Raw genomic sequence first — 20,403 nt, 5'->3', positions numbered from 1 at the left:
TTAATTATCGTAATATTGCGATGTAATAAAAGTAAAAATGGGCGTAACCAAATCCGACATATTTAACGAAGAACAAAACCGGCTGGCAACCATACTGAAAGCATTGGCCCATCCGGCGCGGATAGCGATCCTGCAGCATATCATTAAAGCAAACAGCTGCATTTGTAATGATTTGGTCGGAGAGTTAGGACTGGCACAGGCAACGATATCCCAGCATCTGAAAGAATTGAAAAACATCGGGATTATAAAAGGAAATATTGAAGGAACCAGTGTTTGTTATTGTATTGACGAACAGAGCTGGAAACAGATCAAAAGCGAACTCAATAACTTTTTTATTGAAAACGCAGGAATAGAAAAATGCTGTTAGCATTTTTTTTAAAACAAACCATCGTAATAATGCGATATTACAATTAAATAAAACAACCATTTATGAAACTATCACAAGTAAAAGAAATGCTGCCGGCATTGGATAATGTCGCTTTTCAGCTCGAAAACGGAAGTTTTGTACCCGAGCACTTTCATGTAACAGAAGTAGGAATCATTACCCGCCACTTTATAGATTGCGGCGGTACCGTTCGTCATGAAAAAGTAGCCAACTTCCAGTTATGGGATGCTGATGATTATGAACACCGTTTAAAACCGGCTAAACTGCTTCATATTATAGAACTTTCCGAAGCAAAACTACAAATGGAAGACCTGGAAATTGAAGTGGAATACCAAAGTGAAACGATCGGAAAATATGATCTTGATTTTAACGGGAACAATTTTATACTGAAAAATAAAACAACGGCCTGTCTGGCCAACGATGCCTGCGGAATACCGCCGCAAAAAACAAAAATAAAACTTTCAGAAATCCATTCCGGAACAGCTGCCTGTTGTTTTCCGGATTCCGGATGCTGCTAATTAGAACCCGTGATGCAGACCAAACTTCGTTTTTTAGACCGGTATCTGACCCTGTGGATTTTTCTGGCAATGCTTTTCGGTATACTGTTGGGGAATATCTTTCCGGGTATAACCACGCTAATCGACAGCCTGTCCTGGGGAACTACCAATATTCCGCTGGCAATAGGTTTGCTGTTAATGCTTTATCCGCCGCTGACAAAAGTAGAGTATGGCTTATTGCCGAAAGCGATTAAGAACAAAACGGTATTATCCGTTTCTTTGATACTCAATTGGATAGTCGGACCATTACTGATGTTCACCTTGGCAGTCATACTGCTGCGGGATGAACCGGCCTATATGACCGGCCTGATATTAATCGGGTTAGCCAGGTGTATTGCGATGGTCATTGTCTGGAACGATCTGGCAAAAGGCAATAGGGAATATGCCGCTTTACTAATTGCTTTAAACAGTATTTTTCAGATTTTTTCCTATAGTTTTTATGTATGGCTGTTTCTGAATGTGCTACCGGAAAAATTAGGAATCGGTAGCTTTAATATTGCGGTTCCGATGCGGGATGTAACCGAAAGCGTATTGCTGTACCTGGGATTGCCTTTTGTACTTGGTTTTTTAAGCCGGTACACTTGTATAAAAATGAAAGGAAAACACTGGTTTCAAAACCGGTTCCTGCCTTTTATAAGTCCCTTTACGCTCTATGCACTGTTGTTTACAATTGTATTGATGTTCAGCCTGAAAGGAGAAGCTTTTTTAGCACTTCCCAAAGACGTAATTAAAGTGAGCATCCCTTTGCTGCTCTATTTTGTACTGATGTTCCTGATCAGTTTTTTTACCGGCAAAGCTTTTGGCATTCCTTACGATAAAAATGCTGCCGTGGCGTTTACCGCAACAGGAAACAACTTCGAACTCGCTATCGCTGTAGCCATAGGTGTGTTTGGAATCCATTCTCCGCAAGCCTTTGCTGGCGTTATCGGGCCTTTGATAGAAGTTCCCGTCTTGATCCTGTTAGTCCGAACAAGTTTATACCTTAAAAAACAATTTTATGACCCCAAAAAAAGTACTCATACTCTGCACCGGTAATAGTTGCAGAAGCCAGATGGCAGAAGGTTATTTACGTCATTTTGCAGGCAATACTGCCGAAATTTACAGTGCAGGCGTGGAAACCCACGGTGTGAACCCTTTGGCTATTGCCATAATGAAAGAAGACGGTGTGGATATCAGCGGGCATACATCAAATAGTATTGATGAATATGCCGGCATCGCTTTCGATTTTGTAATTACCGTTTGTGATAATGCAAAAGAACGCTGCCCGTTTTTCCCGACAAAAGCGCAAAAGCTGCACCAGAACTTTCCCGATCCGGCTCAGGCTACCGGAACGCTTCCGGAGATACACCGGCAATTTCGGGAAGTAAGACAAAGTATTAAAGAATACTGCTGGCAATTTGTTCAGGACAATCTAAAAACGGATTAAAACAGCACACGATATTTTTCAAAGCAAACCGCCTTTTCTAAAAGAGGCGGTTTTTTAATGCCGCATATTAGCACCATTAAACAGTCCTTTTCCGGTTCCATCCTACGCAATTGTACACAAAACATTTTTTGAGTATCACTCGCCTCAAAACACTTGCGGGCTGGGATATCTGTATAGATAAGGGTTCAAAAAAAAGTTTCCGGATTGAGTATAATTGTGTAGTGTAATTTTTTGTTTTCAGCATTATTTTTTCTCCATTTGTAGTGTCCTGATGCTGAAACTAAAGCTGTAGAAATGCTAAAAAAGGGTGAAAGTATCAGGAAGGGAAAAAAGCTTAGCGATAGCTTTTTTAAAGAAAATGATTGTTTAAAAAGTGTAAATAGATTTAGGAACGTAGATAATTGAAACGGATGTCGCCGTGTCGTTATTGAATTAAAAACAGTTAGTTAACAAAAAAGGAAGCAAAAGCCAATGACAGTGCTAATAATGTTGTAGTCATAATTATCGGTTAAATTGAAAACAAAGATTATTACTTGCCAAGAATTTTGTGAAGTTGTTTAATTTGATTGGTAGGGCGTTTACAAGTGAATTGAAAGTAATCTTAAGTAAATTATTACTTCCTTGCAGAAGGAGAGGGGACGTTTGCATTCCCTCTCTTTTATTTTTACGGTAGCATGCTGTAAAAGAAGCGGTTGCTGTTTTAAAATACCGACAAGTTGAATATCGTGCCGGCTGCTTACTGTAAAAGTTATTGTTTGATAGCCGTATGATGCTAAATAAATTAGGAGATAATTCCTTTCAATAGCCCGTGAATTAAGAGGAATTAGTATTTTTGCAGCTTAATTTTAATATATTATCATGAAAGACTTATTAGTTAAAATCAACGCCGAAATTGAGACATTCAAAGCTGAATCTGAAATTCAAGTAGAAAAAGGAAATAAAGCAGCCGGAACAAGAGCCCGTAAGTCAGCTTTAGAATTAAGCAAACTTTTAAAAGAATTCAGAAAAGTATCTGTAGAAGAATCAAAAAAATAATTCATTTATTTTATAATGATCGTGTACTGCTTCGGGTTTCGGAGCAGTATTTTTTTTGCCGGTATGGCAGCACCGGATCAGGGCGTGATATGGACAAGAGTGAAAGTGAAATATGTCTGTTTTAAGTAGTAATGTTGCTGTTTTGATCCGGTAAATGTCCGAATCGTATAAACAGAAGCGTGATTAGTAAAAAGAGAACAGGATAAATAACAGTAGCTTTGTGAACCGATAATTGCGAAAATTGAAAAGAATAGTTCTCCTGTTTTTAGCCACTTTATATATGGTAGTATCCTCCGGATTTACTACCTATTCGCATTTATGTAAAGGAGTAACGCAAAACATCACGTTACATCAGGAAAACAATCCAACAGCCGAAAATTGTCCGCACTGTATTAAGAACAACAAAAAACACCAGAAGGATTGTTGTAAAAAAGCGCAGCAGGAATTTAAGCTGAATGAAAAAACGGTATTGGCAAAACAGTTAGATGTCAGCCATAAATACTTAGGTGAGGCAGTACCGCACCGTTTTTTCGGAGCTGTGTTCGAACCGGCAGTAACTGTTGAAACAACAGCGACCCCAAAGTTCGTTTATCACTCCAAACCCCTTCCTGCCAATCCCCTCTATATTTTTTATTGCGTTTACCGTATTTGATTGTTAACAATTGAATTGCGTGGTATTTCCGGTATTTACCACCGAATTTCTATTGTTTAATTTTAAATAATCATGTATGAAAATGCAATTCTTTGCATGGTCAGTGCTATGCTTTGTCGCAGGATCCGTCCAGGGACAAACCACAAAACTGGCTGATGCGCTTGAACGTTCTGTTCAGAATTTCGAAAAAATAAAAGCCAAAGAAGCGGTACAAAAAGCTTCAAAACAAACGATACAGTATCAAAAAAGTCAGTATTTACCAGATCTGACCCTGGTAGCCCAACAAAGTTTCGGGACTATTAATGCCCAAAACGGACCTTTATATGGCTATGGCGGTTTGGGAGTCGCCTCGACATCCATGCCGCTGGCCGAACAAAACTGGAATGCCGCTTTCGGATCACTTTATTTAGCCAATGTAAACTGGAATCTCTTTACTTTCGGCAAACTCAAAAACCAGGTTGCCATTGCAAAAGCAGATGAAAGTGTAGCAAACAAGGACTTAGAACAAACCAAGTTTCAGCATAAAGTCAAAGTAGGCGCTGCCTATTTTAATCTTTTGGCAGCACAGCGCATCAAGTATGTACAGGAGAAAAACCTGGAACGGGCCAAAGTTGTTGCCGAAACGACCGAAAGCCGTGCGAACAGCGGATTGATTCCCGGTGTAGACTTTTCGGTTGCCAAAGCTGAAGTAGCCAATGCACAGTCGGCGAGGATAAAAGCGTTTGACATGGAGCTGGAATATTCCAAAACCTTGGCGGTCATGCTGGGTGAGGAGTATGCGCATTACCAACTGGACAGTGTTTTTACCACTACGATGCCGCTTTTTGCATCGGAAACAGCGTTAGACCTAACGGCGCACCCGGTACTTGAATGGCAAAAAAGTGTTGTTACAAAAAGCGGGCAGCAGGAAAAACTGCAATCGGCTTTGGGACTTCCCACGCTTGCCGCATTTGGGGTATTGCAGGGACGCGGTTCGGGTTTTAATTGGAATTATGTACAGGATAACAGCGCTTTTTCCAAAACCTATTCGGATGGCGCAGGGATCGACCGCAGCAACTATATTGTAGGGCTGACGATGAGCTGGAACCTGACCAGCCTGTACCGGCAATCTTCGAAAATACGGGAACAAAAATTCATAACGGAATCCCTGCAAAAGGAATACGATTATACGCAGCAGGAGCTTAAAGCGCAGCAGTTATGGGCAGCCGATAAACTCAAAAATGCCCTTGAGAATTTTGAAGAAACGAAAACCCAGGTAAAAGCGGCAGACGATGCTTATCGTCAGCATACGGCTTTGTACGACAACGGACTAACAACCATTGTCGATTTGACCCAGGCATTCTATATGCTCAACAGAGCAGAAATCGAGTATGAAATCGCACAGAACAATATTTGGCAGGCCTTATGGATCAAAGCGGCCGCTATGGGCGATCTGAACATTTTACTGAACGCTATACACTAAACCCCGAAATTATGAATTTAATACGCTTTGCCTTGCGCAAACCCATTTCCGTTATGGTAATGGTATTAGGGCTTTTATTCTTCGGGATTAAAGCTACTAAAGAAATAAAAGTCGACATCCTGCCGGATATGAATCTTCCGGTTGTTTATATAGCCCATTCCTTTAACGGTTATACGCCGCAGCAAATGGAAGGCTATTTTACCAAGATGTATGTGAACATGATGCTGTTTACCAGCGGAATCGAAAGCATTGAAACAAAAAATACCCAGGGATTGACGCTGATGAAAGTTAACTTTTATGAAGGAACCGATATGGGACAGGCAATAGCCGAAATCAATGCACTTTCCAATCGTTCGCAGGTATTTTTACCGCCGGGTGCCCCACCGCCGTTTATCATCCGTTTTGACGCTTCTTCCCAGCCGGTAGGCCAATTGGTTTTCAGAAGTCCGGATAAAACCAATAATGAATTGCAGGATATCGCCAATTTTACGGCACGTCCGTTCCTGATTAAGATTCCCGGTTTAACAACTGCTCCGCCTTTTGGAGGAAGCCCGAGAACGATTGAGATCAATATCGATCCGAATAAACTGCGTACCCACCAGTTAACACCGGAACAGGTGGTAGAAGCGATAAACCGCAACAACATCACTTCGCCGTCCGGAAATATTTATATAGCGGACACGAATTACCTGACGCCGACAAACAACACGATTAAAGATGTGGCCGATTTTGGAAACATCCCGGTTTTTAAAGGCGGTGTGGATAATATTTATATCCGTGATATTGCAACGGTAAAGGACGGTGCCGATATTACAACCGGATATGCCTTGATTAACGGTGTCCGTTCCGTTTATATCAATATTGCCAAATCGGGGAATGCCTCCACCTGGGACGTGGTCAGGAATCTGAAAAAAGCGATCCCGGTCATCCAGAACAATTTACCGGAAAATGTAACCATTTCGTATGAATTTGACCAGTCGGTATATGTGATCAATGCCGTAAAAAGCCTGATTGTTGAAGGTATTTTAGGAGCCATCCTGACCGGATTAATGGTGTTACTGTTTCTGCGTGACAGGAGAGCCGCTTTAATTGTGGTGCTGACCATTCCGATATCGGTTATTTCCGGAGTATTGTTCCTGAAACTATTCGGGCAGAGTATCAATATCATGTCCCTGTCCGGACTGGCACTGGCTATCGGTATACTTGTGGATGAAAGTACCGTTACCATTGAAAACATTCACCAGCACCTCGCTATGGGCAAAACCAGGGCAAGGGCCATTCTGGATGCCTGTAAAGAGATAGCCTTTCCTAAATTGCTGATACTGCTTTGTATCCTGGCGGTATTTGCCCCGGCTTTTATGATGACGGGCATACCGGGTTCATTGTTTATGCCATTAGCACTGGCTATTGGATTTTCAATGGTATTTTCCTTTATATTGTCCCAGACGTTTGTTCCGGTAATGGCGAACTGGCTGATGAAAGACAAGGCCGGACAGCACGAACAGCAGCCGGATGCATTCGATCGGTTTAAAAACCGTTTTGTACAGTTTGTACAGCGGTTGATGCCAAAGCGGAAACCGGTTATCATTGGCAGTTTTGTACTGGTATTGCTGAGTGTTTTTGTACTGTTCAGCCTGACCGGGAAAGACGTTTTGCCAACGGTTAACTCCAGCCAGTTTCAGGTGCGCATCAAAGCACCGGAAGGAACCCGTATTGAAAAAACAGAACGGATAATCAAACAGTCTTTACGGGAACTGGAAACCCTTATCGGGAAAGAGCACATTGCTATTTCTTCGGCTTTTATAGGACAGCATCCTTCGTCCTTCGCCGTAAGCCCGATCTATCTCTACAATGCCGGTCCGCACGAAGCCTTAATGCAGGTGGCATTAAAGGACTTTAGCGGAAACACCAATGCATTAAAAGAAAAAATCAGGAAACACATGAAAGAGAAAATGCCGGCGATACAATTTTCTTTTGAACCGATAGAGCTGACCGAGAAGATCCTGAGCCAGGGAACGAATACGCCTATTGAAGTTCGTTTTTCGGGAATGATGAAAAAAATGAATGTGATGTATGCGAATAAATTACTGGCAAAACTAAAAGAAATCGACTACCTGCGCGACCAGCAGATTCCTCAGTCGTTGCAGTATCCTGCATTTGAGATTAATATAGACAGGATACGGGCGGCACAACTGGGGATTGATGCGCAGGATATAAGCCGTTCGCTGATTCCTACAACGGCATCCTCCCGCTATACCAGTAAGAATATGTGGGTAGGCGGTATGATGGGAATTGCCTATGACGTACAGGTGCAAACGCCTCAAAACCTGCTGAACAGCAAAGAAGCATTGCTGAATACTCCTCTTGGGAAAAACGGGGACCGCCCGGTTTTAGGAGATGTTGCCACCGTTACGCCAACAAAAGTAATGGGCGAAAGCTACAATCTGGGAACGATGGGCTACACTCCGGTAACGGCAAATATCCACCAGTCCGATCTGGGAAGAGCTCAGAAAGACGTACAGGCTGCTATTGCTTCTTTAGGAGAACTGCCCAAAGGCGTGAATGTTCAGGTGTCCGGTATGGTGCCGGTACTGGATGAAACCATGAACAGTCTGGCTGCCGGATTATTAATTGCAATTGTGGTGATTTTCCTGATGCTGACTGCAAATTTCCAGTCTTTTAAAGTGTCGTTTGTAATCCTGACGACGGTTCCTTTTGTAATCCTAGGATCGTTGCTGCTGCTGAAAATAACCGGCTCAACACTGAATCTGCAATCGTATATGGGAATCATTATGTCTGTTGGAGTTTCCATTGCCAATGCTGTTTTACTGATCAGTAATGCCGAAGCCTTACGCCTGCAAAATGGCGATGCCATGCAGGCGGCGCTACAGGCGGCATCTTTACGGATCCGTCCAATTATAATGACCACTTTGGCGATGATAGCCGGAATGCTGCCAATGGCAATTGGTCATGGAGAAGGCGGTGACCAGGTTGCTCCGTTGGGAAGAGCGGTGATTGGCGGATTAATAGCCTCTTCCTTCAGCGTATTGGTCTTATTACCGTTGGTTTTTGTGTGGATCCAGCATAAAACCGCTACAACATCTCCGTCACTGGATCCGGACGATGAAAACAGTATTCATTATTTAACATTAGAAAAGTAACATCATGAAGTTAATCTATTATACGCTTATAGGAATAGTATTGGTATCCTGTAATTCCAACGATAAAAATAAAGCAGCAGCACCGGCAAAGCCAATGATGATGCAAAGTTTTGAAACGGTTGCCGTGACGAAACAAAATCCGCTGATTCCGCTAAAACTGGCCGGGGAATTAGCAGCCGACCAGAAAACCGCGATTTATGCCAAGGTAAACAGCTATGTTAAAAAACTGGCGGTCGATATTGGAACTACGGTAACGAAAGGCCAGGTTTTAATGACACTGGAAGCACCGGAAATCCAGGCACAGTTAGTTGCGGCCAAATCGAAATGGAAAGCCCAGGAAGCGATTTATATTGCTACAAAAGCCAATTATGACCGTTTGTTTAAAGCCAACCAGACCGTTGGAGCTATTGCCAAAGATGCATTGGACCAGATTACCGCCCGGAAGTTAGCCGATCAGGCGCAGCTGGAAGCAGCAAAATCAGCCTGTCAGGAAATACAGATTATGACGGATTACCTGGTTATTCGGGCGCCGTTTGACGGTATCGTAGCGGAACGGAATGTGGATCTGGGTTCCTATGTGGGCCCTATGGGCAAAGGTTCCGATAAACCGTTATTGGTTTTGCAGGATCTAAAAAAACTAAGGGTATCCTTTTCGGTGCCGGAAGCCCATACGCCTTATTTAAATCTGGGGGATTCGATTCCTTTTAAAGTGGTGTCACTACCCGAAAAGAAATATACCGCAAGAATTTCCCGTAAATCCGGTGTGCTGGATTTCAAACTGCGTTCCGAACGCATTGAAGCAGACATCCTGAATCCGAACAATGATTTAAAACCGTTGATGGTCGTAGAAGCCGTATTGCCGTTACAGGCAAAAACAGCAACCTTTTTTGTCCCGAAAACAGCTTTGGTGGAAAGCAATACGGGATTGTATGTGATTGGCGTGGCTAACGGGAAAACAAAGCACATCACCGTATCAAAAGGGCGTTCGCTGCCGGAGCTGGTTGAGGTTTTCGGAAGCCTGAAAGAAGGCGATAAGATACTGCTGAAAGCAACGGAAGAAATTGAGGAGGGGATGATGGTTAAGAGGGAATAAGGAAGAGGCAAAAGGCAAGGGGCAAAAGGCAAGGGGCAATGAGCAAATGCAAATGCAAATGGCAATAAGCAAAAGGCAATGAATAATAATTAAAAAGCAATGCGTATGAGAACAATAAAAAAATACGGGATATTTTTCTTTACAGGTATCCTAATGATAAGCTGTAATCCGAAAGAGAAGCCTGTAATACCTGAAAAGAAAACAGCGGTTACGGCAGTAACACCCGATAAGGGGGCTTTACCGGTAATCTATAAAAAAGGGGAGCAGGTTCCGAATGAACTGGTGTGTATGGTTAATGATGCCTATATGGGCAAAAAGCAAATGGAAGTTCCTTTTGACGGGAAAATGTACTACGGCTGCTGCGATATGTGTGTCAAGCGAATTCCGGAAGATGCCACTGTCCGCATGGCTGTTGATGCACATACCGGCGCAAAGGTGGACAAAGCCACGGCATTTATTGTACTGCTGGATGAAGTGCACGGCAATGTAGCCTATTTTGAAAGTGAGAAGAATTACCAGGATTTTATAGCCGGGCATTAGTTTATATACACATTAATCCTAATAATTGGTCTTGTCAATACTATTTTGGCAGGACTTTTTTATGCTCAGAATAAGCTTACTAACTGTTACAATGCGAAAAGATGTTGTAGGATAAATTAAAAAATCCGTAATTAGCAGAAAATAAGTATTGCATATTGATTATCAGACCCAATAAAAGAAATATATAATAAGTAACCGGATGGATAGCCTTTTAAAATATATACATTTTCTGACAGATTTTTCAGAGGAAAGCTGGGAAAAACTGCAACCGGCATTAACCAAAAAGAAGTTTCATAAAAATGAGTTGTTATTACAGGAAGGACAGGTTTGTGATACGTTATTTTATGTAGAAAAAGGCTATTGCAAAAGTTACTATGAGATAGACGGTATCATTAAAAATACCGGTTTCTTTTTTGAAAATGAGATCGCTACCAATATAACCAGTTTTGGCACCGGTTTGAAATCCGAATTCAATATTATAGCCTGCGAGCCGCTAACAGTGGTGCTTTTTGATAAACAAAAGCTGCTGCAAATAGCCCGGCAAACTCCCGAGGTTGATGCACTGGGGCGCAATTGCCTTCGCTTACTGGCGACCAAACAGGAGGAATTTGCAACGCTATTTAAATTGTATGCAGCCAAGGAACGATTGCGCTATGTCGAGATCAATTATCCGTTGATGCTGCAGCGTATTCCGCTGACGCAACTGGCTTCCTTTCTTGGTGTGACACGCGAAACGTTAAGCCGGATCCGGAAACGCAGTCTGGAAATGTAATTATGTGACAATTGTCACAGGATGAAATCCCGGGCCTTTTTGAACTTTGCAGAAACAAATAGATCATGCAACAGTTACAAAAAATCAATCCCAAAACGAATGTCATTACCTGGTTTGAGATCCCGGTTTCGGATATGCAGAGCGCCAAAGCGTTTTATGAAACGATTCTGGACATTGAAATGACCACAAGGACTTTCCCGGAAACAGCCGAGGAACTTTGTTTCTTCCCTTATGATCCGAACGTTATCCAGGCTACATCGGGCAGGGTAACCGGCGTACTCACAAAATCCGATACCAATTCCCCGTCACAAAACGGTTCCCTGCTGTATATCAATGCCAGTCCGGAAATACAACCGGTACTGGACCGAACGGAAAAAGCAGGCGGAAAAGTGATCGTACCCAAAACGCGCATCAATGCCGGATATATAGCTGTTATTTTAGATTCCGAGAGTAACAGGATTGGACTTCATGCCGAAAAATAAAGAGGCAAAAAGCACCGGCAAAAAGCATTATAAGCTGAAAAAAGTCCTGTTGTCGTGCAGGATTTTTTTCAGTTTTATTCCAATGAATACCACAACATTTCCGGATTTTAGTATAAATTAAAGTATCTTTGATATACAGGTTTGCATTTGTAAAACCAACGGACATTAATACGATTTGTAGTTATGAATTTTTCGATACAGCCAATTTTAGAAAACGATAAGGTAATCCTTTTTCCTTTGCTTAAAGATGATTTTGACGCTTTGTATGCAGTAGCATCCGATCCCAAAGTATGGGAACAGCATCCCAATAAAGACCGTTGGCAGAAAGATATTTTCCAATCCTTTTTTGACGGCGCCATGCAGAGCAAAGGAGCTTTTAAGATTGTGGATATCCAAACCGGAGAAGTGGCCGGAAGTACTCGTTTTTACGATTATAATGAAAAGGACAACAGTATTCTGATTGGTTATACTTTTTACGGAACAAAGTTTTGGGGCAAAGGGATGAACCCGTCTGTTAAAAAGTTAATGATGGAGTATATCTTTCAGTATGTAGATAAGGTATATTTTAATATAGGAGCCTTGAATGTACGATCGCAGATAGCCATTTCGCGATTAGGAGCGGTTAAAATAGCCGAAGAAGATATCGCATATTACGGAGAAGCTCCCAAACGCAATTTCGTTTATGAAATTAAAAAAGAAGATTGGGAAATGGCCATGGATGCAGCGGATTAAGCTGCGCTAATGCACCGTTCCGGCATTGCGATTCAGACATCCTGATTCATTTCGTTTACTATTTTCCTGATCAGCACGATCTGTCCGAGGTGATAGTGCGTGTGTTCGGTAACACCCTGCAAATTCCTGTAGTAGCTTCCATATTTCGGATCGGTAAACGCTTCGGATAATTTTAAATCGGCTATATTTTCAATAAGCGAGGCCAGCTGTTCCGCCTCGGCATAGGTTTTATTTACCAGATCCTGCCATGCTGCTTCCGAAGTGATTTCCGGGACATCAAAACTGAACTTATCGCTGGCTTCCAGCGGCATTCCCTGCATTACCCTCGAAATTGCGCCCACATAATAGTTAATGTGAAAAACCAAAGCCGCTATAGTGTTGAGGTTGTATACCGTTGTAGTGGCCTGCTGCCAGTCTACATTTTCCAGAGTATCTTTCATGTTCACACAGGTCCAGTTACCTCCAAAATGAACGTCTTTAAAATGTTTTGCGATTTGTGCTGCTGTTGTCATAATGCTGATTTGTCTGTCGTTAATCGGTTAACATAAAGATACCGTTTTTTAAACAGGGATTTACAAACAGTGATTGCGGATTATAGGATATATGTTTTAAAAATAAAAATTTATTGTTTTTCGATAAATATTTATTTATATTTGGCATGTAATTCTAAATTCTCCGTTATGAAAAAAAATACAAAACAAATTTTATCGGTATTGCAGGTTGCTACCTGGATTATATTTATCGGTTTGTGTATTAAAGCCGGTGCTATACTTTTCTCTTTTTTAGTAAGCCTTTTTATAGATCCGGCAGGAGCAAAAAATCTGTATCTGGAACTTAATCTGTATGCGCTTAAAGATTATAGCACCTTCCATTATGTGCGGCTGGGATCCTTACTTGTTTTGTTGTGGATTCTAAAAGCCTATCTGTTTTATTTTGTGATTAAGATCTTTCTGAAAATAAATTTTGTCCATCCTTTCAGCACGGAAATCGCAGCACTGATTTTAAAGATCAGCTATGTTGCCTTAGCGATCGGGGTTTTTAGCGTAACGGGCAACGCTTATGCGGAATGGCTAACGGAAGAAAGTGTTGTGCTGCCTGTTTTGGATGAACATTTAGGCGGTGGTGCCGAATACCTGTTTTTTGCAGGGATTATCTACTTTATAGCACAAATCTTTAATAAAGGAATCGAAATCCAGTCAGAAAACGAACTAACCGTATAAATCATGCCGATAATAGTAAACTTAGATGTAATGATGGCGAAAAGAAAGATGTCTTTAAATGAGCTGTCTGAAAAAGTAGAACTGACATTGGCTAATCTTTCCATACTTAAAACCGGTAAAGCCAAAGCAATACGGTTTAGTACGCTGGAAGCGATCTGTAAAGCACTGGACTGCCAGCCGGGTGATTTATTGGAATATACAAAAGACGATGTCTTATAGCTGAAAAGCCACTTCAGAATACCGTAAAACCCTTGTAAACGTAATGTTTGCAAGGGTTTTGTTATTCTGGAAACGTAAAATAAGCCGGAGATTGAGCAGCAAAATTGCAATACAATACTTGCAAATATTTGAAAATAAAACAGAATTATAAGAATGTATTAACTTTTTATACGGTCTGTTTTGAGTAAATTTATAGGATAAAACATTTAAAAACAATATCATGAAAGCAGTACGATATTATGGACACAAAGATGTAAGGATTATAAATGATTTAGAAAAACCGACTCCGTCCGGAGATGAAGTATTATTAAAAATCGGGGGAGCCGGTGTGTGCCATTCCGATTTGCATATCATTGACGACGGAATCGTTTCCGGTGTTACGTTTACATTGGGACATGAAAATGCAGGATGGATAGAGGAGATCGGGCAGGATGTAAAAGGATTTAAAAAAGGAGATGCGGTTTTGGTTTACGGGCCTTGGGGCTGCGGACATTGCAAGCCTTGCCAGCATTCGCAGGAAAACTATTGCGACCATCAGTCGGAACAGGCTTTTGGCGGCGGATTAGGACTTAACGGCGGTATGGCCGACTATATGCTGGTGCCATCTTCCCGTTTATTGGTGCCTATCCATGATTTGGATCCGGTTATTGCCGCACCGCTAACCGATGCCGCACTAACGCCTTATTCGGCTATTAAACGCTCTCTGCACAAATTAATGCCGGACGAGTATGTGGTGGTTATCGGAGTTGGCGGATTGGGGCATGTTGCGTTACAGATTTTATCGGAAATGAGCGGTGCTACGATCATTGCCTGCGATATCACTCCGGAAAGACTGGAATTTGCAAAACAACTCGGTGCCGGCTATGCGATTAATTCAACCGATAAAGATGCTGCCGAGCAGATACAAAAGATCACCGGCATTAAAAAAGCAAAAGTTGTGATCGATTTTGTGGGTGCTTCTTCCACAATCGATCTGGGAACAAAAATTGTTGGGCTTGACGGCGATTTAACCATTGTTGGATTAGGCGGCGGAAAATATGAATACAATATGAACGGACTGCCTTTCGGCGTGAGTTTAACCAATCCGTATTGGGGTTCCAGAACTGAGTTAATCGAAGTGATAGGTCTTGCCAGACAAAAGAAAATCCATATTGAAGTAGAAAAATACAGCCTGGATCAGGCACTTGAAGTGTATGATAAATTACGACATGGCCAGATAAAAGGAAGGGCAGTACTTGTTCCTTAATGTTTGCCGGTATTCGATATAAAACGAAAAACCTTGCCGCATGGACAAGGTTTTTTTATTGCGGAAAAAGAAAGCCGATCTGGTGACGTATGCCAAACCGGATTGGCTTATTTAAAATTGTAAATCAGTCCCATTCCATACTGATGATCACTGTAAAAGGGAGCAATCATTGCCGCTTCTTTCTTTTTTGATTTAAAGATTTTGTTGTTTACATACGGAAAGATCCAATAGGCCACTTTGGTACTCAGTATACCAATACCGGCTCCCATGGCCACATCGGTAAGCCAGTGTTTGTCGTTATACATCCTGAAAAAACCGGTACCGGCGGCTACAGCATATCCGGAAAGGCCATACCAGATGGAAACATCCTTATATTCCTGCCATAAAAATTCTGCTCCGGCAAATGCAGTTGCCGTATGCCCGGAAGGAAAGGAATTGTTTCCGCTTCCGTCCGGTCTTTCAATCTTTGTAAGGCTTTTTAAACCCAATACGCTGCCCGACATCAGTAAATAGGAAGTCCCCAGAATAATGCTTCGGTCCTTTAGATTGTGCTTCCCTTTTACACCCATCAGGTTTAAACCGTATACGGCTGCGGCAGGTGCATATTGGCTAAAATCGTCAATGGTGATTTTTTTATCAATGTTTTCCGTTACTTCATCCTTTAATTCGGAATTCCAGTATTTTATGGCGTCACTTTCAATACCAATAATACCGTATGTCATTAAAGCTGCCGGAATGATGAGCTGTTTGTAATTGAACTTTAAAGCCTGCGGCTGCGGAATAGCAGTAATAGCAATACTGTCGGTTTTAACCTGTGCGCATCCGGATGCAACTGTAAAAAAGCATCCGATAAACAAGACGGAAATGGAGAAAGCTTTCATGGGGTATCCTTTAAAATTAAGTATTGTTAGAATTTATAGTTGTAACCAAGGCGGATTACCTGTGTTTCATAGTAATCGCGGCTGGTATAATTAAAACCGTCACCTTGTATCTCTTTTTTGATAACTAAAGTGCTGAATAGATCGGAAGCATTTAAAAACAATTCGCCTTTGCCTTTCTGTATGCTTTTTTTGATACCCATATCAACAGAAAACCGGCTTTCAATTTTTCCCTGCGGAATAATATCCGGTAACAAATAGGTTGTGGTGAGCTGCAGATCGAAATCTTTCGGCAAATTGAAAATGGTGTTCAGCTTCGTATTCCCGGAAAATTGCTGCTGTTTTTCGGCGCTGAAAGTATGCGTAACAGGATATTTATTTGTTACGGTAAAAGCATCGATCTGATTTTCATAAAAATTAGCATTGAGGTTAAACTTCAGCCATTGTGTGACTTCCTGGGATATCACCGATTCGATACCGGTATTATAGCTTTTGTTTACGTTTTGAAAAATATTATAAATCAGATTGCTTCCCGGAACGGTACTGGCAATACGGGTAATGGTTCCATTGGCAAACCGATGGTAGAGCGCCGTATAGAAACTACCGCTTTTCCAGTTGTTTTTATAACCAAGTTCCAGCGTATTGGTAAACTGCGGACGCAGGTCCGGATTACCGACTTTAATGATTTCGGCATCATCATATTTCGGGAAGATACGGATATCGATTTCATTCGGACGGTCCACGCGGCGGTTGTAAAAAAACGACAGCTTGTTTCGGGTATTGATTTTATAGGCAAACCGGACATTCGGAAAAGGCTGTGTATAATTGTACCCGTTACTGGTATAGGTATTGTGTTCCGGATTTACATCATATTGCAGGTTTACATATTCCAGGCGCAAGCCAATTTCGGCTTCCAGTTTTTTATTTTCAAAAATATAGTTTCCGTACAGGGCGGGAATCGTTTCTTTATAGGTTGCCCATCCGCCGGCATTAACATCCAAAGGCGAATTTAAACCCGGAAAAAACTGCATGTTCGTTGGGATTTCCCGTCTTCTGAATTTCAGACCGCCTTCAATACGGCCATATTTTAGCGGACGGATATAATCGGCTGTAAAATCGGTTACATGTTCGTCCGACAGTAATTTAAAGGCATCTTTCCCGGTAAAATCCGGCATAATGTTGTCGAAAAAATATTTTTCATCTTCGCGGTGGAAGGTATAATGAAGTCCGATATTCAATAAATGCCCGGCTTCTTTAAATTTATGCTGATAGGTACCGGAAAACATCGCGGTTGTTTTTAATTCGTCTTCCAGAAACTGCCATAAACGATGGCGTTCGGTTAAATCGGCATTAAAGAAAGGTTCGTCACCGCGATCAATTATTTTCTCACTGCTGAATAATCCGGAAACGGTTAGCGTATTGCGATCGTCAATATTCCAGTCTGTTCCGGCTTTTAGTGTTAGAAATCCGGTATTGCGATTCCGCTTTGTATGCTGGTTAATAACCGTTCCGTCATTGTATGTACGGGTAACAAACTCGTTTTTATTTAAGGTATGGGTGTACAGGTAATCCCCCTGGAAGAAAGCATTAATGTTGTTTTTGCGGTAGTTCAGGGAAACGGAAGGATTTATTTTTGGCGTTGCCTGATACTGCGGACGTATGGAAGGCAAATTTTCATGTCGCTCCCATAAAGCTCCCAATCCGGTTGTAAAACCCACTTTCCCGTTAAAGCCCTGTTGCTTGTTCTTTTTATAGATGATGTTGATAATACCGGCATTACCGTTAGCATCATAGCGGGCAGACGGATTGTTGATGATCTCGATTTTTTCAATAGCAGAGGAAGGAATATTGTCCAGCCCGGACTGGCCGCCAAAGCCGGTCATGGCCGTTTGTTTGCCGTCGACTAAAACGGTAACCTTTTCATTTCCCCTAAGCTGTACCTTTCCATCCTGGACGGTAATTCCCGGTAAATTTTGCATCGCCTGTAGTACCGAACCTCCGGCCTGGCTGATATTGTCTTTTACGGCATAGGATTTTTTGTCCATTTTTTCCGTATTGTCATCCGGTTTCGCCGCCGTTACGATCACTTCATTTAAAGCGGTTACGCTTTCTTCCAGTTCCACGGCAGGAATATCGAGATAATCACTGAGAGTTCCCACAAAAAGCGGTACCGTTCTGGACGTATAGCCAATAAAGGAAACCTCCAGGATATAGCTTCCGGGACTAAGGTCGGTAAGCTTGAACCGTCCTTCTTCACTGGTAACGGTTCCGGTTACAAAAACAGCTTCTTTTTCTGTTTTAACAACAACATTTACAAAGGGTAAAGCTTTTTTATGCGAATCGTTTACAACACCGGAAACAGTAACTTTTACCGTTTGGGCAGTACATAAGGTTGTTCCGCCGGGTATAAAAAACAGCATAGCGGATAAGGCTAAAATTTTGAAGAATGATTTTGGAATAGCAAAACATTGGAGGGCTTTCATAGTCTGATCATATTAATTTACAGACCAAAGTTCCATACCAATTTAGAAGATATTCTGAATTCTTAGAATGTTACCGAAAACAGATGCTTATTTTTTTCGAAGGAGTAAACAATCTGCCAATGGTAACGGTTGCAGATCTCTTTGACAATTGCCAGTCCCAAACCGCTGTTTGTCGTAGCCGATGAGCTCACGGAAAAACGTTGGAATAATGTATTTTGCCGTAGCGGATTATCTCCGGAGTTTGAAAAAGTCAGTTTCCCGTCTTCGATGGTTATTGTAATGCTGCCATTGGTGCTGTTATGGCGGATTGCATTGGTTAGCAGGTTATTGATTAGTATTTCCAGCAGCGATTTATTGCAGGAAATAAGTACGGAAGCCTTATTTTGAAAGTGTAATGCGATGTTTTTATCGGTAATATAATCAGCCAGCATTTCGATACTTTCATCCAGAATGGCGGTAATGTTTACCGTTTCGATATCTTCAAACTGCTGGTTTTCAATTTTGGCAAGCAATAAAAGGTTCTTATTGATCCGGCTCACTCTGGATAAAGGCACATTAATGGCATTCAGGATCAGCAATTGTTCACTGGTAATATCTTTGTTTTGCAGTAATAAATCGGTTTTGGATTTCAGCACTGCCAGCGGTGTCTGCAGTTCATGAGAAGCATTTTCAATAAAGGTCTTCTGTAAATGATAGGCGGTAATATTTTTAGCAATGAGTTTTTCCAGCTCTTCGTTGAGTTCTTCAAATTCGGCAATATCAGATTTTTCAAACTGAATGTTTTTGTGCTTTGTTAAGTCAAAGGCTTTTAATTGGGTGAGGGTGTTTTGGAAAGGGCGCCAGATTCCTTTGGCAATTTTTTTATTGAGTACAATAAAGCCAATCACCAGTAAGCTAAAAAAAACGAAAGTAACCAGGGCAATCGCCAGCAGTGTTTCATCGGTTTCTTCAACATTGGTTTCGACTGTTAACCGGTAATGTTTCCCGGCAATGGAAACGGGAGCGACAAGACCTCTGAAACGATCTTTTTCGAGTATATTACCGTGTTTGTTTTCCCGTATCACGGTATAAATACTGTCCCGGATAAGGGTATTGTTTTCAGACGGAACCAAAGTGGTCCCGGGCTGCATGATATTCCAGAATTTCAGGATGGTATCCATTTTTTGTTTTTCGATGCTCACGGTTTGCAGCCGTTCGTCAATACGGTCTTTTATGATCTGGTTGTGTTCGTCCAGTTCTTTGATCCAGATATAATCCACAACATAGTAGTAAACAGGAATACTGCCTATCAGCGTAAGCAGTGCATATAGGGTAAATGCCTTAAAAGGTTTGTTTAATAATTTACTCATATTTCCCATTTATAACCGGTTCCGTAAATCGTTTTTAAATAGTGATCACAATTGGCTTCCAGCAGTTTCCGTTTTAGATTTTTGACATGCGCATAGACAAAATCATGATTGTCGAACATGTCGGCTATATCGCCGGATAAGTGTTCTGCGAGGGCACTTTTGGAGATCACTTTGTTTTTGTTGCCAATAAAGAAAATCAGCAGGTCAAACTCTTTTTTCGTTAACGTGATTATGGTGTCGTGAATGTGAACGGTTTTGGCGAGTAAATCGATACGCAGCTCATTGAGTACAATTGTATTGGAATTGTCAAACTGTTTTCGTCTGATAACAGAGTGGATCCTTGCGGCCAATTCGGAGTGGTGGAATGGTTTGGCGAGATAATCGTCGGCACCAAGCTGTAAGCCTTTTATTTTGTCCTCTAAGGAATTCTTAGCCGAAAGTATAATAACACCTTCCGATTTGTTCTCGTCTTTTAAAAAATCCAGTATTTTAAGGCCGTCACCGCCGGGCAGCATTAAATCCAGTAAAATACAATCATAATTGTAAAACCGGATTTTGTCAAGTGCCTGATCATAAGTAGCCGCTATCTCACACAAATAGTTTTCCCCGGACATATATTGTGCTATATCCAGAGCCAGTTCCTTTTCGTCTTCGATAATAAGAATTTTCATGTAGCTAAGATACGGGTTCAATTTCGAAGAAATTCTGAAG

Annotated in this window: 21 protein-coding genes; 16 read left to right on the top strand and 5 right to left on the bottom strand. The window is 41.6% G+C overall.

All coding sequences use genetic code 11. The annotated features are described in order from the left end of the window. The first annotated feature begins 37 nt into the window (after positions 1-37). The 13 genes from HW120_RS15825 (at position 38) to HW120_RS15765 (ending at position 12,297) form a co-directional block, all read left to right on the top strand. Complete coding sequence (locus HW120_RS15825; protein ID WP_177735326.1) at positions 38-367, top strand: ArsR/SmtB family transcription factor; 330 nt, start codon at positions 38-40, stop codon at positions 365-367. A 62-nt stretch (positions 368-429) separates the two neighbouring features. Continuing rightward, complete coding sequence (locus HW120_RS15820) at positions 430-903, top strand: DUF6428 family protein (protein WP_177735324.1); 474 nt, start codon at positions 430-432, stop codon at positions 901-903. 12 nt (positions 904-915) lie between these two features. After that, the gene (gene arsB / locus HW120_RS15815; RefSeq protein ID WP_177735321.1) at positions 916-1,977 is read left to right on the top strand and encodes an ACR3 family arsenite efflux transporter; all 1,062 of its coding nucleotides are present in this window, start codon (positions 916-918) and stop codon (positions 1,975-1,977) included. Then, entirely contained in the window at positions 1,940-2,368 is a 429-nt protein-coding gene (locus HW120_RS15810; protein ID WP_177735319.1) for an arsenate reductase ArsC, read from the top strand. The genes arsB and HW120_RS15810 overlap by 38 nt, the downstream gene beginning before the upstream one ends. A gap of 858 nt (positions 2,369-3,226) precedes the next feature. Next, the gene (locus HW120_RS15805) at positions 3,227-3,403 is read left to right on the top strand and encodes a histone H1 (RefSeq protein ID WP_177735317.1); all 177 of its coding nucleotides are present in this window, start codon (positions 3,227-3,229) and stop codon (positions 3,401-3,403) included. Positions 3,404-3,644: 241 nt separating this feature from the next. After that, positions 3,645-4,055, top strand: a complete 411-nt coding sequence (locus HW120_RS15800; protein WP_177735315.1) for an HYC_CC_PP family protein — start codon at positions 3,645-3,647, stop codon at positions 4,053-4,055. A gap of 76 nt (positions 4,056-4,131) precedes the next feature. Further along, positions 4,132-5,517 (top strand): TolC family protein, encoded by a 1,386-nt coding sequence (locus HW120_RS15795; protein ID WP_177735312.1) that lies wholly within the window; start codon positions 4,132-4,134, stop codon positions 5,515-5,517. A gap of 11 nt (positions 5,518-5,528) precedes the next feature. Beyond that, the gene (locus tag HW120_RS15790; protein ID WP_177735310.1) at positions 5,529-8,678 is read left to right on the top strand and encodes an efflux RND transporter permease subunit; all 3,150 of its coding nucleotides are present in this window, start codon (positions 5,529-5,531) and stop codon (positions 8,676-8,678) included. Positions 8,679-8,682: 4 nt separating this feature from the next. Then, positions 8,683-9,771, top strand: a complete 1,089-nt coding sequence (locus tag HW120_RS15785) for an efflux RND transporter periplasmic adaptor subunit (protein ID WP_177735308.1) — start codon at positions 8,683-8,685, stop codon at positions 9,769-9,771. 105 nt (positions 9,772-9,876) lie between these two features. After that, complete coding sequence (locus tag HW120_RS15780) at positions 9,877-10,311, top strand: hypothetical protein (protein WP_177735306.1); 435 nt, start codon at positions 9,877-9,879, stop codon at positions 10,309-10,311. A 199-nt stretch (positions 10,312-10,510) separates the two neighbouring features. Beyond that, entirely contained in the window at positions 10,511-11,083 is a 573-nt protein-coding gene (locus tag HW120_RS15775; RefSeq protein WP_177735304.1) for a Crp/Fnr family transcriptional regulator, read from the top strand. A 65-nt stretch (positions 11,084-11,148) separates the two neighbouring features. Further along, entirely contained in the window at positions 11,149-11,565 is a 417-nt protein-coding gene (locus HW120_RS15770; protein WP_177735302.1) for a VOC family protein, read from the top strand. 183 nt (positions 11,566-11,748) lie between these two features. Continuing rightward, positions 11,749-12,297, top strand: coding sequence for a GNAT family N-acetyltransferase (locus HW120_RS15765; protein WP_177735300.1), 549 nt, complete (start codon positions 11,749-11,751; stop codon positions 12,295-12,297). Between the two features lie 32 nt (positions 12,298-12,329). On the opposite strand, the gene HW120_RS15760 is transcribed toward HW120_RS15765, so the two are convergent. Next, positions 12,330-12,809 (bottom strand): DUF1572 domain-containing protein, encoded by a 480-nt coding sequence (locus tag HW120_RS15760; RefSeq protein WP_177735298.1) that lies wholly within the window; start codon positions 12,807-12,809, stop codon positions 12,330-12,332. 168 nt (positions 12,810-12,977) lie between these two features. On the opposite strand from HW120_RS15760, the gene HW120_RS15755 reads away from it, so the two are divergent. The 3 genes from HW120_RS15755 (at position 12,978) to HW120_RS15745 (ending at position 14,982) form a co-directional block, all read left to right on the top strand. Then, positions 12,978-13,517 (top strand): DUF2975 domain-containing protein, encoded by a 540-nt coding sequence (locus HW120_RS15755; RefSeq protein ID WP_177735295.1) that lies wholly within the window; start codon positions 12,978-12,980, stop codon positions 13,515-13,517. Between the two features lie 3 nt (positions 13,518-13,520). Continuing rightward, positions 13,521-13,736, top strand: coding sequence for a helix-turn-helix domain-containing protein (locus HW120_RS15750; RefSeq protein ID WP_177735293.1), 216 nt, complete (start codon positions 13,521-13,523; stop codon positions 13,734-13,736). 220 nt (positions 13,737-13,956) lie between these two features. Next, the gene (locus HW120_RS15745; RefSeq protein WP_177735291.1) at positions 13,957-14,982 is read left to right on the top strand and encodes an NAD(P)-dependent alcohol dehydrogenase; all 1,026 of its coding nucleotides are present in this window, start codon (positions 13,957-13,959) and stop codon (positions 14,980-14,982) included. Positions 14,983-15,089: 107 nt separating this feature from the next. Here the strand turns inward: HW120_RS15745 and HW120_RS15740 are convergent, their stop codons facing one another. From HW120_RS15740 to HW120_RS15725, 4 genes are all read right to left on the bottom strand, one after another. Then, positions 15,090-15,863: a phosphatase PAP2 family protein gene (locus HW120_RS15740; protein ID WP_177735289.1), complete on the bottom strand. Its 774-nt coding sequence runs from the start codon at positions 15,861-15,863 to the stop codon at positions 15,090-15,092. A 26-nt stretch (positions 15,864-15,889) separates the two neighbouring features. After that, a complete protein-coding gene (locus HW120_RS15735; protein WP_317168392.1) occupies positions 15,890-18,343 on the bottom strand; it encodes an outer membrane beta-barrel family protein in 2,454 nt (817 codons plus the stop codon). A gap of 62 nt (positions 18,344-18,405) precedes the next feature. Further along, positions 18,406-19,692: a sensor histidine kinase gene (locus HW120_RS15730; RefSeq protein WP_177735287.1), complete on the bottom strand. Its 1,287-nt coding sequence runs from the start codon at positions 19,690-19,692 to the stop codon at positions 18,406-18,408. Beyond that, entirely contained in the window at positions 19,689-20,363 is a 675-nt protein-coding gene (locus HW120_RS15725; RefSeq protein WP_177735285.1) for a response regulator transcription factor, read from the bottom strand. Before HW120_RS15725 ends, HW120_RS15730 begins: the two co-directional genes overlap by 4 nt. Between the last annotated feature and the right edge of the window lie 40 nt (positions 20,364-20,403).

It is taken from the genome of Flavobacterium inviolabile (assembly GCF_013389455.1).
In the GTDB taxonomy this organism is placed as follows: Bacteria; Bacteroidota; Bacteroidia; order Flavobacteriales; family Flavobacteriaceae; genus Flavobacterium; species Flavobacterium inviolabile.
The sequence above is the reverse complement of the archived record's forward strand: the minus strand, read 5'-3'. Positions and strand labels throughout refer to the sequence as shown.